The organism is Streptomyces sp. NPDC037290, from assembly GCF_055603245.1.
On sequence record NZ_JBVJVZ010000003.1, the window covers coordinates 430659 to 445872 of the forward strand.

Annotated in this window: 11 protein-coding genes; 3 read left to right on the top strand and 8 right to left on the bottom strand. The window is 72.7% G+C overall.

Annotated features, from left to right (window positions below; translation table 11 throughout):
• Positions 1-139 precede the first annotated feature (139 nt).
• From ACZ7HQ_RS12705 to ACZ7HQ_RS12715, 3 genes are all read right to left on the bottom strand, one after another.
• Entirely contained in the window at positions 140-2419 is a 2280-nt protein-coding gene (locus ACZ7HQ_RS12705; protein WP_470987834.1) for a catalase, read from the bottom strand.
• Between the two features lie 420 nt (positions 2420-2839).
• Positions 2840-4303: an aminotransferase class I/II-fold pyridoxal phosphate-dependent enzyme gene (locus ACZ7HQ_RS12710; RefSeq protein ID WP_470987836.1), complete on the bottom strand. Its 1464-nt coding sequence runs from the start codon at positions 4301-4303 to the stop codon at positions 2840-2842.
• A gap of 72 nt (positions 4304-4375) precedes the next feature.
• Positions 4376-4744, bottom strand: coding sequence for an ANTAR domain-containing protein (locus ACZ7HQ_RS12715; RefSeq protein WP_470987839.1), 369 nt, complete (start codon positions 4742-4744; stop codon positions 4376-4378).
• A gap of 133 nt (positions 4745-4877) precedes the next feature.
• Here ACZ7HQ_RS12715 and ACZ7HQ_RS12720 point away from each other — a divergent pair, with 133 nt between their 5' ends.
• The gene (locus ACZ7HQ_RS12720) at positions 4878-5834 is read left to right on the top strand and encodes a helix-turn-helix transcriptional regulator (RefSeq protein ID WP_470987841.1); all 957 of its coding nucleotides are present in this window, start codon (positions 4878-4880) and stop codon (positions 5832-5834) included.
• Between the two features lie 19 nt (positions 5835-5853).
• On the opposite strand, the gene ACZ7HQ_RS12725 is transcribed toward ACZ7HQ_RS12720, so the two are convergent.
• The 5 genes from ACZ7HQ_RS12725 to ACZ7HQ_RS12745 form a co-directional block, all read right to left on the bottom strand.
• Complete coding sequence (locus ACZ7HQ_RS12725) at positions 5854-8025, bottom strand: discoidin domain-containing protein (RefSeq protein ID WP_470987844.1); 2172 nt, start codon at positions 8023-8025, stop codon at positions 5854-5856.
• A gap of 108 nt (positions 8026-8133) precedes the next feature.
• A complete protein-coding gene (locus ACZ7HQ_RS12730) occupies positions 8134-9489 on the bottom strand; it encodes an FAD-binding protein (protein ID WP_470987846.1) in 1356 nt (451 codons plus the stop codon).
• Positions 9490-9532: 43 nt separating this feature from the next.
• Positions 9533-10348, bottom strand: coding sequence for an inositol monophosphatase family protein (locus tag ACZ7HQ_RS12735; RefSeq protein WP_470987848.1), 816 nt, complete (start codon positions 10346-10348; stop codon positions 9533-9535).
• Between the two features lie 31 nt (positions 10349-10379).
• Positions 10380-12167, bottom strand: coding sequence for an RICIN domain-containing protein (locus tag ACZ7HQ_RS12740; RefSeq protein ID WP_470987851.1), 1788 nt, complete (start codon positions 12165-12167; stop codon positions 10380-10382).
• Between the two features lie 132 nt (positions 12168-12299).
• Positions 12300-13481, bottom strand: a complete 1182-nt coding sequence (locus ACZ7HQ_RS12745; protein ID WP_470987853.1) for an FAD-dependent oxidoreductase — start codon at positions 13479-13481, stop codon at positions 12300-12302.
• 278 nt (positions 13482-13759) lie between these two features.
• Here ACZ7HQ_RS12745 and ACZ7HQ_RS12750 point away from each other — a divergent pair, with 278 nt between their 5' ends.
• Positions 13760-14767, top strand: a complete 1008-nt coding sequence (locus tag ACZ7HQ_RS12750; RefSeq protein WP_470987855.1) for a Ppx/GppA family phosphatase — start codon at positions 13760-13762, stop codon at positions 14765-14767.
• A gap of 87 nt (positions 14768-14854) precedes the next feature.
• Positions 14855-15208, top strand: a complete 354-nt coding sequence (locus ACZ7HQ_RS12755) for a hypothetical protein (protein ID WP_470987858.1) — start codon at positions 14855-14857, stop codon at positions 15206-15208.
• Positions 15209-15214: the final 6 nt, after the last annotated feature.

The following is a 15214-nucleotide window of genomic DNA, read 5'->3' on the forward strand; positions in this document are numbered from 1 at the left end:
CAGTCTAATGCCACACCCCCAAACACCCCCCCCCCCCCCCCCCTCCCCCCCCCCCCCCCCCCCCCCCCCCCCCCCCCTTCCCCCCCCCCCCCCCCCCCCCCCCCCCCCCCGCGAAGGGTGTCACCGGCTGACGCTCACGTCAGGCGGTGGAGGGGAAGCGGTCCCACACCCGGTGCGAGCCGAGCAGTTGGACGAGTTCCTGGAGGACCGTCGTCGCGCCGTCGCCGGCGATCACACCGGGCGCGTCGACGGGGATGCCGGCTGCCTCCAGCGCGCTCTGCGCCCCCTTGGTGGCGCCGATGGCCTTGCCGTGCCGGTACGCCTCCGCCAGCAGCAGCCCCACCCGCGGATCCGGGGTGCCCTCCTGGGCGGTGGGCAGGCCCGCCTTGGCGTCACGGGCGCCGTAGGCGTCGGCGCCGACGCCGGGGGTGCCGGCCACCAGCAGGGCGTCGAACTCCACCGACCGTGCCGTGGCATAGGTACGCTGCACGCTCAGCGCGTCCCCGTCGGAACCGAGGGTGCCGCCCGTCGGTGCGACGATCAGCGGGACCATGCCGCCGTCCAGCACCTCCTGGCGTACGGCCCGTACGCCGTCCAGGTCGCCATCGGGGCCGGTGACGATGCCGATGATCCGGCCGTCGGTGGGCCAGGTGTGCCCGACCTGGGACAGGGCGGGGCTCGGCGCGACGTCGGCCAGGGGGACGGTGGGCCGCGGGGCGGGCAGGCCGAGGCCGGTGGCGACGCCCGCGCACAGCTCCGGGTCGATGTTCGCCAGCACCTGCAAGGCCCGTTCCCTGATGGCCTGTTCGTAGCATTTGGCGAGTTCGAAGGTGTAGGCGCCGATGATGTGCTCGCGTTCCACCGGGCTCATGCTGAGCCAGAACCGGCGCGGCTGGCTGAAGTGGTCGTCGAACGACGCCGGCGCCTCGCGGACCTTGGCCGCCTCCGGGACCCGTACCGGAGCCTCGACGAACGCGCCCGCGTCGGCGCCTGCCGTGAACGGGCAGCCGCCGTCGAGTGAGTTGGGCCGGTAGGGGGCCGCGCCCCGGTGCACGGCCGTCTGGTGCATGCCGTCGCGCAGCATGTCGTTGACGGGGGCGTGCGGACGGTTGATCGGGATCTGCGCGAAGTTGGGGCCGCCGAGGCGGGTGATCTGGGTGTCCAGGTAGGAGAACAGCCGCCCGGACAGCAGGGGGTCGTCGGTGATGTCGATGCCGGGAACGAGGTGGCCGGGGTGGAAGGCGACCTGCTCGGTCTCGGCGAAGAAGTTGGAGGGGTTGCGGTCGAGGGTGAGCAGTCCGATGGGCTGCACGGGGGCGAGTTCCTCGGGGACGATGTTGGTGGGGTCCAGCAGGTCGATGCCCTCGAAGGTCTGGTCCGGGGTGTCGGGGAAGGTCTGGATGCCGAACTCCCACTCGGGGTACGCGCCTGCCTCGATGGCGTCGGCGAGGTCCCGGCGGTGGAAGTCCGGGTCGACGCCGTTGATGATCTGCGCCTCCTCCCAGACCAGCGAGTGCACGCCCAGCTTCGGCTTCCAGTGGAACTTCACCAGTGTCGTCCCGCCGGCGGCGTCGACCAGGCGGAAGGTGTGGATGCCGAAGCCCCCCATCGTGCGGTACGACCGCGGGATGCCCCGGTCGGACATGTTCCACAGGGTGTGGTGGGTGGCCTCGGTGTGCAGGGTGACGAAGTCCCAGAAGGTGTCGTGGGCGCTCTGTGCCTGCGGGATCTCCCGGTCCGGGTGCGGTTTGGCGGCGTGCACGACGTCCGGGAACTTGATCGCGTCCTGGATGAAGAAGACCGGGATGTTGTTGCCGACCAGGTCGAAGACGCCCTCGCTGGTGTAGAACTTCGTGGCGAAGCCGCGGGTGTCCCGGACGGTGTCGGCGGAGCCCCGGGAGCCGAGCACGGTGGAGAAGCGGACGAACACCGGGGTCTCGACGTCCTCGGCGAGAAAGGCCGCCTTCGTGACGTTCGCGGCCGTGCCGTAGCTGCGGAAGATCCCGTGCGCCGCGGCGCCGCGGGCGTGGACCACGCGCTCGGGGATGCGTTCGTGGTCGAAGTGCATGATCTTTTCCCGCAGGTGGTGGTCCTGCAGGAGCACCGGGCCGCGGGGTCCCGCCTTGAGCGAGTGGTCGGTGTCGTACAGCCGGGTGCCCTGGGCGTTGGTCAGATAGCTGCCGCTCTGCGCCATCCGGGCCTGGTCGGCGCCGGTGGGCTGGCCGGTGGGCGAGACGGTGTCGGGGCCGGTCTGGTCGGGTTTGGGCGGGAACGGCTCATGGGGTTCGGTCGGCTCGGCGACCGGCGGCGTCCGGGGACCGGGCTTGCCGGGGATCCCCTCCTCCGGGCCCGCGCCACCACCGTGCAGGGCGTCCGTCACCTTGTCCGCCGCTCGCTTCAAGGGGTTCGTCTCGCTCATCTCCACCATTCCTTCGCTGGTCACGGGGCGGGACCGGCACCGGCGAGGCGGGGTGCCCGACCCGCGGTGGCCACACCCGGGCACACGGCCGACAGACACGAACAGATCAGGGAAAAGGGGTCGACGCGGCCCTCGTAGCGAGGTCCCCGGGCCGGTGCGTCCGAAACCGGGAATCACGGAGGATCTCCGGTCGGGGTGAAGTCGGGCCGTCTCCCATCGAGTAGCCGGGACGGCAGGCCCGCCGGACGCGTTCGTCCGGACCCGGGGACCGTCGAGCAGGACCAAGTGCCCCCTGCCGAGGGTGTCTTCGCCAGGAGGGCCGGCTTCTTGACCCGAGCAGGCAAGCACCCGGCCGCCCGCACCGCCACCTTAGGCGGTGCCCCCGTTCCCCGCAGTTCGAGCGGGCCGGGGCGGGACCGGTCACGGGCGGGCCGTGACCCGCAACGTCTTCAGTGAGGGGTCCGCCGCGTCGGCGATGAGGAAGCCGTGCTCCACTCCGCTGCGCAGGTAATCCAGCACCTCCTTCGTGATCACCTCGCCGGGTGCGACGACGGGGACGCCCGGCGGATAGGGGCTGATCATCTCGGCGGCGATGCGGCCCACGGCCTTTTCGGCGGGCACCTGTTCGGCGGGCCCGAAGAACGCCTCGCGCGGCAGGACGGCCTGTTCGAGTTCGAGCGCGCGGGGCTCGGGCAGCCGCACGGCGGGCCGCCGCTCGATGGAGCCGGCGTTCTCCACCAGGGCACTGATGGAGTCGAGGAGGATCTTCTCGGTCTCGTCGTCGTCGGAGTGGGTGATGGAGGCGCTGATCCGGCAGGTGTCCGAGCCGCCCACGTCGACATGCCGGTGGGCCCGCAGCCATTCGGCCGCCTGCATGCCGCTGATGCCGAGGTCCCGGACCTCGATGACGATCTTCATGGGGTCGAACTCGGCCGCCAGGCCCTCCTCGACGACCTCGCCGCCCATCACCCGCAGCCCCGGCAGTTCCCGCAGCACCGCCCGGATGCGCTCGGCCCGGTGGACGGCCGCCTCCAGCAGCTCGTGGCCCTGCTCGGCCATCTGCCGCCGCCAGCCGTCCAGGGCGCCGTACACCAGGCAGGAGGCGCTGGTGGTGCCGAGCAGGTCCTCGCGCTGCTTGAGCACCTCGGGCGCCACCCGGTCGTGCTGGAGGTGGAACACCGAACTCTGCTCGATGGCACCGCCCATCTTGTGGACGCTGGTGACGACCAGGTCGGCGTCGGCGTCCATGCCCCAGGCCGGCAGGTCCGGGTGGAAGGGCAGGTGGGCGCCCCAGGCCTCGTCCACGATGAGCGGTACGTCGTAGGCGTGGCAGGCGTCGGCGACGCCCCGGATGTCGCCACAGGTACCCCAGTCGGTGGGCGTGATCAGCAGCATGCCCTTGGCGTCGGGGTGCTCGCGCAGCCGGTCGCGGACGTCGTCGGGCTCCGGCGGATGGGCCATGTGCCGTTCGGCGTCAAACTTCGGGTGGACCCAGATCGGCTCCACACCGTTGATGATCACCGCCGCGATGACCGACTTGTGCGCGTTGCGGGACAGCAGCAGCTTCTCCCCCGGCCCGGCGACCGAGCACATGGCGGTCTTCACGGACAGGGAGCTGCCACAGGTCGAGAAGAAGGCGTGCTCGGCGCCGACCGCGTCGGCCATCAGCTCCTGTGCCTGTTCCAGTACCCCCTGGGACTCCCGGCGGTCGTCGAGGCCGTTGAGGGTCAGCACGTCCGAGCGGAAGACGTCGAGGCCGAGGACGGCGGCGACCCGGGGATCGGTACCGCGGCCCTGTTTGTGTCCCGGCGGCCCGAACACCACGTCGCCGCGGCGCCGGAACTCCTCCAGGGCCTCGAGTACGGGGGCGCGCGAGTGATCCATCACTGTCCTCCTGAGCCGGTCGGTTCCGCACCCTCCGTGTTGCACCCGGCACACACTCGAAACCCCGGGCCCTCAGTGGGCCGAGCCGCAGATCACGGCCGGGCCGTCACCCCTGCCCCCGGGCTCTCCCTCGGGTGCTGAGCGTTCCGCGTCCCGTGCGCGGGCCACCGCCTCGGACAGAGCGCGGCGGACGGCGTCGGGCAGCCTGCCGCCGGCGGGCCACTGCACCACACAGCGGGCCACCTCGCGGAGTTTGACGTTGGTGTGCTGCGAGACCTGCCGGAGCACCTCCCAGCCCTGGTCCGGCCGCAGTCCGCCGGCGGTGATGACCACGCCGATCGCCTGGTCCACCAGGGCGTGCGAGACCACGGCCCGGCGCAACTGGGTCACCTCCTCCTGGAGTGCCGCCAACTGGTCCGCCTGCTCGTCGCGTCCGATCATGCCGCTCACCCTGCGCAGCTCGCCCGGCCCGCGCCAGCCACCAGGCGAAGGACATCGCCCCCACCCGTACAGAAAACGAAGAACACCAGGTCAGGCGTTACATGGTCGGAGGATTCCGGGGCAGGAGGGGCGCATGGACACGCTCACCTTCGACAGCGCCGATCTGGCGGCGACGGAAGAGTTCCTCAGCCGTGCCTACGCCCGGATGCGCATCGGCAGCAGCACGCCCGAGGCCGGCCGGGCCCAGGTCCGGCGCAGCGCCATCGCCCCGGTGAGCGTGGACGAACTCGCGCTCGACTTCGAGATGAGCTACTCGGTGACCCCGCTGGGCCGGGTGTGCCTGTGCGTGATCCATGAGGGCACCGTGCGGGACCACGGCTTCCAGGGCATCGAGGACGACGCCTTCGGGCCGGGGGACGTGGTGCTGCTCGCGCCGCCGGACCTGCCGTACGCGGGGCGGATCTGCCACGCCCGCTACACCATCACGATGCTGGACCCGGCGCTGCTCACCCAGGTGGCCGCCGGTCCGGACGCCTCGGGTCCGGTACGGCTGACGGGCCACCGGCCGCACTCGGCGGACGCCGCCCGACGGCTGAGTCACACCATCGGCCATCTGCGCGATCACGTGCTGTCCGACCCGGAGACCGCCGATCAGCCGCTGGTCGCCGCGACGGCCGCACAGTACCTGGCGGCGAGCGTCCTCAACACGTTCCCGAACACCGCCCTGCCCGGCCCCACCCCGGCCGACCGCAGGGACGCGCATCCGGCCGTGCTGCGGCGTGCGCTCGCCTACATCGACGACCACGCCGATCAGCCGGTGACCGTCGCCGAGATCGCCGCGGCGGCGCATGTGACCGTACGGGCCCTGCAGTACGCCTTCCGGCAGCACCTGGACACCACCCCGCTGGCCCATCTGCGCCGGGTCCGGCTCGCACACGCCCACCAGGACCTGGCGGCCGCGGACCCCGGCGGCGGTCAGACCGTCACGGCGATCGCCGCCCGCTGGGGCTTCCACCACCCGGGCCGCTTCGCCGCCCTGTACCGCGACGCCTACCGGCGCGCTCCGCGCACGACGCTGTACGACGGCTGAGAGTGGGGCGCGTCCCGGGTCACGGGAACGACGTCACCTTGGAGGGGACGGTGCTGGTTCCCGACGTGGGCGCGCCGGTGCTGTTGACGACATGGGCGTACTGGCCGTTGCCACCGAGGGAGATCACCAGCAGGTCGTGCAGCCTGACGCCGCTCGTCACCGGCACCTGGAAGCCGTGGGCCTGGACGATCGAGGGGTCTGCGGTGTAGTTGCAGTAACTGCCCAGGCCCCAGGCCTCGTGGGTGGTGACGGAGTCGGCGACCTTGTAGGCCGCGTAGCCGACGGTGCCGTCATGGGTGACGGCGTCGGCGTTCGGGGCGTCGTACGCCTTCTCGTTCTGGTAGAAGATCGTCCGGCCGCGTTCCCCGTTCCAGTAGACGTCGTACTGGTTGAAGTGTTCGACGAACAGGCCGGTGGCGAGCACGTCGTCGCCGTTGACCCGCAGGCCTTGGTCGGCGCGGTTGGTCTCCCAGCCGACGCCGCTGCCGTGGTCGGCACGCCAGATCCAGGTGTGGTCGATGACGACGTCGTTGCTGTTCACCACGACCGAGTCGGTGACGAGACCGGGTCCGGCCCCGCCGACGCGGATGAACACGTCCTGCAGGGTGGTGGGGTCGGCGGAGTGGTCGGCGGTGGAGCCGGGGGCACCGATCCGCAGCAGGGTGTCGGACCTGACCGGTCCGGCGTCGATGAGGAGGCCGGCGAGGCGCACGCCGTCGACGTCCGCCACGTGCAGGGCGTCGATGCCGCCGTCCGGGACGAGCGTGGCGAGGCCGAGGCCGAGGACGACGGTGTCCGGGCGGGTGATGTCGATGGTCCGGTCGAGGTGGTAGATGCCGGGCGTGAACAGGAGGTTGAGGCCCTGGGCGAGGGCGGCGTCGATCGTGGCCGCCGTGGCGCCCGGCTTGACGACGTAGAACTGGTCGAGCGGGAGGGAGGTGCCCGGGGTGTGGGGCCAGGAGACGCCGCGGGCGTTCGTCCGCCTGCTCGGGACGAACACCTTGTAGGAGGAGCCGTCCAGGTAGAGGAACGGCTTCTCGCGGGAGACCGGGGTGGTGTCCAGCGTGGTGTACGGGCCGCTGTCGAAGTTCGTCGCGGGGGCGCCCTGGACGCCGGAGAACGTCATGTTCCAGACGCCGTTGGTCCAGCCGCCCACGGAGCTGTCGCGGGTGTACCACTGCTGCTGGGAGTACGGGCCCACCGTACCGTCGATCCTCGAGTCCGCGATGTAGCCGCCGGAGGCCCAGCCGTAGCCGTCGGGGGCGAGGTTGAGGCCGCCCTGGACGTGGATGCGGCGGAAGGGTGCGGCCTGGGCGACGGCCCAGCGGTCGGTGCCGTTCGACGGCTTGACGGCGAGGTTCTCCGCCGAACGCCAGAAGTTCTGTGTGGCGTTGCCGTTGAACCAGCCGGCGTCGACCGTGACGTCCCCGTTGATCTGCGTGTCGTCGGGGTTCAGGCCGAGCCCGGAGATCGAGGTGTAGAAGCCGATCCGGGCGTTGACGCCGTTGTACGTGCCCGGCTTGAGCAGGAACTGGTAGCGGCCGGTGCCGAACTGGGCGGACTCCTGCTGCTGGAAGACGTCGTCGAACTTCTGCTGGAGGTTCGGGGTGGAGGGATCGACGACGATGACGTTCGGGCCGAGGTCGCCGCCGCCCTGGACCGGTCCCGTCCCGGTGCTCGCGGTGTGCACGGCGACCTCCCACAGGGAGTAGCCGTAACCGGTGCCGCGTGCGGTGCCGTGGACGCGGACGTACCGGCCGGAGCCGCTGACGCCGTACGACGCCGTGCCACCGCTCGCGCCGGTGACGGTCCTGAGGGTGGTCCAGCTCCGCCCGTCGGCGGAGGCCTGGAGCTCGAATTCCTTGCCGTAGGCGGCCTCCCAGGTCAGGTCGATCCCGCACAGGTCCTTGACCGTGCCGAGGTCGACCTGGAGCCACTGGGGGTCCGAGAACTGGCTGGACCAGCGGGTCGAGGTGCTGCCGTCGAAGGCGGCGGATGCGGGGGTGCCGGCGTTCTCGCTGGAGGACGCGGTGGCGGGCCGGCCCTGGGCGGCGTTGGCCGTGTCGCAGGTCTGGTCCGCGGCCGAGGCGGCCGGCGCGTGGGCGAAGGGCAGGGTGAGCAGGGCGGCCACGGCGGCCAGTGCGACACCCGGGAATCTCGGTCTGGTGCGGCTCGTCATGCGGAGGGTCATCGGGCGGCTCCCGGTGGAATGGGTCAAGTTACTGACCCCACGGCTTAGTTCATGTTTTGATTTAAGTGGTGAGACAAGCGGGCGGCAAGCCTTCGGAAGCCAAAACCTTCAGAACCGCAGCCCGTGACCCGGTGCCAGGAGGAGGTGGGGGTCGTGGCGCCGTTTGGCGTCGGCGAGGACCGGCCAGCAACTGCCGTAGTGCTCCCGCCAATCGGCGTCCGACATGGGCATGGCGTTGACCGGGTAGGCCACCGCGCCCTGGGACCGGGCGAGTTCGTACGCCGCACGGTTGGCTGCCACCATCGCCGCGGCCGTCTCGGGGCTGTCCGGCGGGGCGGTGCGCAACAGGGCGAGGAGATACAGGACCTGACCGGACGGGCGACGGAAGAGGGGGGCGCGCAGCCGGCTGGAGAGCACCGGGTACAGCAGGACGAGGCCGGTGTTCCTCAGGTCACGGAAGGCCGGGTCGGCGAGTACGGCGCGGACGACGGACTCGGCGCTGTCGAGCGGCAGCAGCAGATTGAGCCACGGGTGCGGATACAGCCACTCCCCCGTCGCCCGCAGCACCTCCTCGTCCGTGTCCACGCGATGGGCGAACTCCCCGTACCCGAGGTCTTCGGCCTCCAGGGCCGCGGGATCGTGCGCGAGCCCGGCGAGCAGGGTGCCGTCGTCGGGCGGGTACGGGCCGTCGTGCGGGGCCACGGCCTCGATCATGTACTGCCAGTCGTGCTCGCCGGCCGGCCGTGCCTGGCCCTCCAGATGGGCGAAGCGCGGCTCCTCGGCGAGTCGCCGCTGGTCGGCGAGGCAGCGGCTGAGATCGTCGTAGTACAGGCAGTAGCGGCGCACCCGGTCGGGTGCGGGAACCAGGCGCAGGGTGGCGGCCACGATGACGGCGCACTGGCCGAGGCCGGCGAGCACGGCGTGGAACAACTCGGGGTCCCGGTCGGGTGAGCAGACCCGGTGCCGCCCCGCTCCGGTCACCACCTCCAGCTCCAGCACCTGGTCCGCGACCAGGCCGTGCCGGTGGCTGGCACCGCCGAGCCCGCCCGCCGACAGGACGCCGCCGACGCCCGCGCCGAGGTAGTCGGTGAGCACCGCCGGGGTGCGGCCGTGCGGCAGCGTGGCCGCCAGCACCTCCCGCCACAACGCCCCTGCCTCTACCGTCACTTGACTGTCCGTCACGGGACCGATCCGGTTCATCGCCCGCAGGTCCAGCACGATCCCGCCGTCCGCCTGGCCCTGGCCGTACAGGGAGTGGCCACCGCCGCGCACGCTCACCGGGACGCCCCGGGGTCCGGCGGACTCCAGCAGGTCCTTGATCTCGGTGGCGGACCGCGGGCGCAGGACGCCGAGCGGCTCGGCCCGCACGATGTGCCCGAAGTCCTGCGCACACGCGCGGAGCGTTACCGGGCGGGTGTCCAGGACCCGGCCGAGGCGGGCGGGGAGGTCGTGGGCCTGCGTCATGCCGGCATCCCATCAGACAGCGCGGCGCCCGTCGAGAGCACCGTCAACTGCCCTGCCGCGTCTGGTTCTTGATCAGATCGATCAGTGCGGCGTGGGTCTCCGCGTCGGCCGCGGCGACCAGGCCGCCGGCGCCGGTGAGCACGGGTTCGCCGTGGAGCCCGGTCACGGTGCAGCCGGCCGCCCGGCACAGGGCGATGCCAGCCGCGAAGTGCACGCTGTCGCGCAGGTCTCCGTCGGTGACGTAGGCGGCCCTGCGTCCGGCGGCGACCCAGGCCACCGCGAGGGTGCTGGAGATCACCCGGGGCCGGAACCGTTCGGCGAAGCCGGGGTCGGCGAGGAGGCGGGCGCCCTGGAAACCCGGGGCGTTGGGGAACGACGGGTCGAGATTGACGTCCACCAGCGCCGATCCGGCCCGGGGCGTCAGACGCTCGTCGGCGCCGTCCCGGTGGAGCCGGGCCGCCTCGCCGTCGGTCCAGAACACCTCACCGCTGAACGGGTCGGCACTCGCCGCGGCCGTGACGCGGTCCCCCTCCCGCAGGGCGACGTTCACGCAGGCGAGCATCGTGCGCACCGCGTAGTTGAGGGTGCCGCACAGGGGGTCGACGAGCCAGCGACGGTGGGCGTCGGCGGCGCCGGAGCGTCCGCTCTCCTCACCGGTCACGGCGTCGTCGGGCCGGGCGGCGCGCAGCACGTCCAGGATGGCCCGCTCGGCGGCGAGGTCCGCCTCGGTCGCGAAGTCACCGGCGGACTTGGCGTGGCGTTCGAGCCGGCTGCCGTAGAGGTCACGGACCACGGCGGCGCCCGCCTGGGCCGCGGTCACGGCCAGGCGGGCGTCGGATTCCCCGTTGATGATCGACATGCGCGCAGAATACGCGCAGCGCCGGCGGTGTTCAGTACGTCCCGGCCGGCGAGAGGGACAGGACCTGCTGGGCGGCGGTGCGTCCACCGCCGACCGGACTTCCGCTGGTGTCCGTCCAGTTGCGCGGCGGGGTGGTCTCGGCGAGCCGGCCGGACAGGCCGAGCACGAGGCCGCTGTAGCGGTTGACGAGGCGGTAGGTGCCGGTGGCGGACGCGTTCGGGATCAGGAACCACTGCTGTCCGACGGTCGGGCGGCCGCCCGGTGCCGCCGTGACCGTCGGCCTGGCGCCCCAGGCCCGGCCGGCCTTCTTCGTGGAGTCGACGCCGAGCAGCCGGCCGCTCGCGGCGTTGGTGACGGTGAAGGCGCCGTCGCCGGTCGGGGTGAAGACCCAGGACTCCCGGGCCGAGCCGGTGGGAGCGGCCCGGGAGATGGTGGCGGAGCCGCCGGAGCTCTGCGCGAGGATCCGGCCGCCGCCGGCGATGCGGTAGGCCCTGCTGGTGTCCATGGGCGCGGCAGCGGGCTTCGCGGCGTCGACGGTGATGTCGACGTACTCGCCGGAGGCGTCGTGCGAGCAGCCGAAGGCGCAGTAGGAGCGGAAGGACCTGCCGACGATCGTGGAGCCGGTGCGGCTGGCGCCGTCCAGGAACCAGCGGTACCAGGAGGCGTTGGTGTAGCTGCCGGTGTCCCCGATGAGCCGCCACTTCTGGGTGGTCAGGTCGTCGGTGGCGTAGAGGTACTGCGGGGAGTTGCCGCTCTGGTCGACGGCCTGCGGTTCGCCGATGTACAGCCCGAGATGGGCGTCGTAGGCGATGTTCATGACGAACAGCGGCGAGGTCGGGGGCATCTTCCCGGCCGCGATCTGCTGGGCGGCGGTGCCGGTGTTGGCCGGGTCGTACTCGGCGGAGGCGGGGGTGTAGCCGGTGGGGTGGCCGGCGTCGACGGGGACGATGTTGCTCTCCTTGCCGCCGGTGCCGGGCTGGGACCAGGCGCCGTCGTACCACTTGCGCCAGGAGCCGGGGGCCATCTTGGCGGAGATCGGGGCGCGGGCGACGTGCTCGTAGAAGGCCTTCCAGCCGCCGCTCTTGTCGATGATCCGGGAGCCGTAATAGACGTAGAAGTAGCCGGAGGCGGTGTCGGTGAAGAGGCGCTGGTCGCCGTCGCCGTAGGAGTACGTCTGGTTCGGGAAGGCCGCCGTGTCCCCGCGCTCGGTGCTGTACGGGGACGTGATCACGTGGTCCTTGACGGTCCAGGTGCGGCCCCGGTCGGTGGAGACGGCGTAGTCGACGGCGTCGTAGTGCAGTCCGTCGCCGAAGGGCTGCGGTGTGAACTCGTTGTGCACTAGCCCGTACCAGTCGCCGGTGTCGGGGTCGACCCACGTCCCGGACAGGTCGCAGTAGTTCTTCTGGGCGTAGCCGGAGCCGGCCGGTGCGTACGTCGCCCCGCGGCCGGTGGGGCTGTTGTTGCAGCGCCAGGTGGTGTCGTCGTTGCGGTCGGCCGGGTTGGCGGGGTTCACCGCCTTGCTGAGGGTCCTGTCGAACGTGGCGGTGTCGAAGTCCTTGCCGGTGTAGAAGTCCCAGGTGCGCGGGTCCTTGGCGCCGTAGAGGGCGGCGGACTGCTGGTAGTGGAAGGTGCCGTCCCGGTCGAGGTAGGGGCTGGCGGGGGTGTCCGTGGGGTGGGTGAAGGGCACCGGGGTCCCCACGGTCACGGTGTAGGTGGTGTCGGCGGGGGTCACGGCCGACGCCGGGGACGGGGTGCCGCCGCCCAGGACCAGGGCGGCGGTCGTCGAGAACACCGCCACGGCGCCGCCTGCTCTGCTCAAGAGTCGCAACTGTGCTCCTTGTTGCCGAAGGGCCGGTTGCACGGAACGATCCGGCCCGGCGGTTTCCCCGGCAATGGACTCCAGTGCTCCGCCTCTTGCACTTTCGCGCGGCCGTCGGCGCGCGGGCACCGGTCAGGGCTGCTCGGGCGGGGCGGCGGACAGCGGGCTGTCCCAGGCCAGTTGGCGGATCAGGGCCTCGTCCGGCTCCGTGGGGCGGGCGACGACGGGAGCCGGGCGGGACGGGGTGCGGGTGCCGCGCGATATGCCGCCGCTGACGGTGATGTTGTGCTCCACGCGTGGGCGGCGGTGCCGTTCGTAGGCGGTGAACGCGGCCTCGTGGCCGGACAGGTCGCGCAGCGCCTTGGCGAGGACGACGGCGTCCTCCAGGGCCATCGAGGCGCCCTGGCCGGTCGCCGGGGAGGCCGCGTGGGCCGCGTCGCCGATGAGCAGGGCCCGTCCCTTCCGCCACACGGCGCCGAGCGGCATCTCGGTGGCGTTGGTGACCATGACGGGCCCCTGGGACGCGGCGACGATGTCCGCGGCGGGTGTGGCGTCCTTGCGCAGCAGCGGCAGCAGTTCCTCGCGCCACGGGGCACGGTACGCGGCTCCGCCGGCGGGCAGGGGTTCCGTGTTCACGCGGGCGAACCAGTACGTCTGTCCGGTCGGGGACGCCGCGTGTCCGAAGGCGGCCTCGCTGCCCCGGACCATGGTGATCACGCCGGTGCCGTCCGTACCGGGCGCGGCACCGCTGTAGCCGTAGAAGACCCGCTGGCCCGCGTACGTGGGCCGCACCAGGGGCGTGAGGATCCGGCGCACGGTGGAGTTCAGCCCGTCGGCGCCGATGACGAGGTCCGCGTGGTCGGTGTTGCCGTCGGCGAACCGGGCGGTGACGCCGTCCGGGCCCTCCGTCACGTCCACCAGCCGGGCGCCGTGGTGCAGTTGGATGCCGCGCCGGGCCGCCTCGCCCTGCAGGGCCGCGTGCAGCTCGTCGCGCCGTAGACAGCGGTAGCGCAGGTCCGGGTCGGCCATCTCACCGAGCGGTGCGTGCGTCAGCTCGGTGCCCTGGCTGTCCAGCAGCCGCAGTGAAGTCAGCGGAAAACCGACGGCGGTGACGGCGTCCGTGGCGTCGAGCTGGGCCAGGGCGCGCATGCCGTTGCTCGCCAGGGTCAGGAACGCCCCGGTGTCCTCGGCCGTGCCGGGGTGTGCCTCGTACACGGTGACGTCGTGTCCGGCCCGGTCCAGGCCGAGCGCGGCCGCGGTTCCCGCGATGCCGCCGCCGATCACCAGTACCCTCGTCGCGTCCGTCCTGCTCAAGTGCCGCTCCTCGCGCCGCCAGTGGTGGTGACCATCTAAGGACAGGGGCGGCCCTGTCAGGGGGGTGGGGGCCGAGATCCGGACAAGGGGCGTATGACGAGGGGACGGGGGCCGTACGGCGAGGGGACAGGGGCCGTACGGCGAGGGGCGCGGGCAACCCGCGCGAGGAGCCTCCACGCACCCGCGGCCGCCCCTGAGGAGCACGCGGGCGTGCCGCCGTGCACGGGCGCGCCCCCTGTGCGAAGGGTCGTCAGCGGAGAACTGGGTACTCCCCGGCCATGCGGGTGAGCGTGGTGGATGCGGGGTCGAACACGGTTCGACTGGTGATCGCGGATGTGGACGGCGGCGTTCCGCTGCCGGTGCACACCGTCAAGTGGAAGCTGCGCCTGTCCGAACACGTCGGTCCGGACGGCACCATCGCCGACGAGGCGGTGGAGCGGCTGGTGAAGGCGGTGGACGCGGCGGCTGCCACGGCTCGCCGGTGGCACGCGGCGGGGCCGCTGGCCTTCGCGACCGCGGTGGTGCGCAGCGCCCCGAACCGGCAGGAGGTGCTGCGGCGGGTCGCGGCCGGGACCGGGATCCGCATGTGCACGCTGCCGGGTGAGACCGAGGCCGACCTGACCTTCCTCGCGGCCCGCCGCTGGCTGGGCTGGCACGCCGGACCGCTCGCGGTGCTCGACATCGGCGGCGGCTCCCTGGAAGTGGCCTTCGGCCGGGGCCGGTTGCCCGACTTCGCCGCCTCCCTCCCGCTCGGCGCGAACCGGCTGACCCAGGAGTACCTCGGCGACCAGGACCCGCCGGGCCAGGCCGAGCTGAAGGAACTGCGCCGCCGGATCCGCCATGAGCTGCGGGACGTGGCCTCGCGGATCCGCTGGGAGCGGCCGCGCACCGCAGCGGTCAGCTCGCGTACGTTCCAGCAGCTGGCCCGGCTGTGCGGGGCGGCGCCCGGGCGGTACGGCCCGTTCGTGCCGCGGGACATGCGCTGCCGGGACCTGCGCGAGGCGGTCCGCACCCTGGCCGCGCTGCCCGCCGCCGAGCGGGCCCAGCTGCCCGGGATCTCCGCGCCGCGCGCCGCGCAGAGCCTGGCCGGAGCGGTCGTCGGACACACGGCGCTGAAACTCATGGGGCTGCACGGGGCCGTCGTCTGCCCGTGGGCGATCCGCGAGGGCGTGCTGCTGCGCTACATCGAGGACGGCGCGGACTGGTGGACGGACATCACCGGCACCGCCGACACCGCGCCCCCGCCCTCCCCCACGACCCTGCGCATCGCCACCCCGTCGGCCTGACCGGGACAACCGCCGGCCTCCCGCCCGCACGCCGGAAGCCAACCCGCCCTGCGTGCGCAGCCGCGGCTGCGGTGGCAGGATCGGGGGGTGTCCGTCATCAGCAAGCTGCAGATCAAGTCCGGTCAGAGTGTCGCGGTACTGGGCAAGCCCGCCGACGTCCAGGTCGAGGCGGAGACCGCGGGGGACGCGGCCTCGGCCGATGCGGTGATCGCCTTCGTGACCACCTCCGGAGACCTTCGCGGGGCGGCTGCGCAGGCCGCGCTCGCCGCCGCGCGGCGCGATGCCCTCGCCTGGGTGGCCTACCCGAAGGGCGGGAAGCTCGGGACGGACCTGAACCGCGACACCCTGGCCGCCGCGCTGTCCGAGCACGGTGTGCGGCCCGTGCGGCAGATCGCCGTCGACGACACCTGGTCGGCGTTGCGGTTCCGGCCGGCCGGCTGATCGCCG

Bases quoted from the DNA above. Each gene is read 5' to 3' on its own strand.
- ACZ7HQ_RS12705 (WP_470987834.1), bottom strand. From the start codon at position 2,419: ATGAGCGAGACGAACCCCTTGAAGCGAGCGGCGGACAAGGTGACGGAC.
- ACZ7HQ_RS12715 (WP_470987839.1), bottom strand. From the start codon at position 4,744: ATGATCGGACGCGACGAGCAGGCGGACCAGTTGGCGGCACTCCAGGAG.
- ACZ7HQ_RS12720 (WP_470987841.1), top strand. From the start codon at position 4,878: ATGGACACGCTCACCTTCGACAGCGCCGATCTGGCGGCGACGGAAGAG.
- ACZ7HQ_RS12725 (WP_470987844.1), bottom strand. From the start codon at position 8,025: ATGACCCTCCGCATGACGAGCCGCACCAGACCGAGATTCCCGGGTGTC.
- ACZ7HQ_RS12750 (WP_470987855.1), top strand. From the start codon at position 13,760: ATGCGGGTGAGCGTGGTGGATGCGGGGTCGAACACGGTTCGACTGGTG.
- ACZ7HQ_RS12735 (WP_470987848.1), bottom strand. From the start codon at position 10,348: ATGTCGATCATCAACGGGGAATCCGACGCCCGCCTGGCCGTGACCGCG.
- ACZ7HQ_RS12710 (WP_470987836.1), bottom strand. From the start codon at position 4,303: ATGGATCACTCGCGCGCCCCCGTACTCGAGGCCCTGGAGGAGTTCCGG.
- ACZ7HQ_RS12730 (WP_470987846.1), bottom strand. From the start codon at position 9,489: ATGACGCAGGCCCACGACCTCCCCGCCCGCCTCGGCCGGGTCCTGGAC.